The organism is Macrococcus lamae (genome assembly GCF_004359545.1).
GTDB classification, from domain to species: domain Bacteria; phylum Bacillota; class Bacilli; order Staphylococcales; family Staphylococcaceae; genus Macrococcus; species Macrococcus lamae.
The window spans coordinates 1-464 of sequence record NZ_SCWB01000045.1 but is presented as its reverse complement, the minus strand read 5'-3'; the positions used below and the strand labels follow the sequence as shown (position 1 = coordinate 464).

The following is a 464-nucleotide window of genomic DNA, read 5'->3' as shown; positions in this document are numbered from 1 at the left end:
CTGGAAGGCAGCTGCCGTTATCAGCTGTATACCTACCAACGTGATCAGCTGCTGGACGCTCAGCACCCATATAAAAAGACTGACCGAGGCAAGGCTGGTCAGTATCACGGCCAGCACAGGATTAGTCATCTGTTCCTGGAGCATCGTCCGGAAGTAAAGTTCATGTAGGGGAACAGTCACTGCCAGTGAAATCATCAGCTGCCAGCGGTAATGAACACCGATTGATATCAGTGTCGTCATAATGGCTTCATAGCTGATAGCAGGCAGGAACTGGACGAGTACAGTGTACAAGACAACAATTGCCACACTGGCGATGAGGCTTGCCAGCAGCGACTGGCCGATCCTTCTGGAAGTCAGATGCCGCTTATAGAGCAGGTAACTGAATGTGGTCAGTAGAAATATCCCTGTCATCATGTGCCAGAAGACCTGATCCTCCTGTCTCATGAGGAACAGCAGGATATGAA

Annotated in this window: 1 protein-coding gene; it reads right to left on the bottom strand. The window is 50.2% G+C overall.

The genetic code is table 11. The features are described from left to right. On the bottom strand, nucleotides 1-414 hold a 414-nt coding region (locus ERX29_RS11020; RefSeq protein WP_165981143.1), incomplete at its 3' end, for a hypothetical protein. Between the last annotated feature and the right edge of the window lie 50 nt (nucleotides 415-464).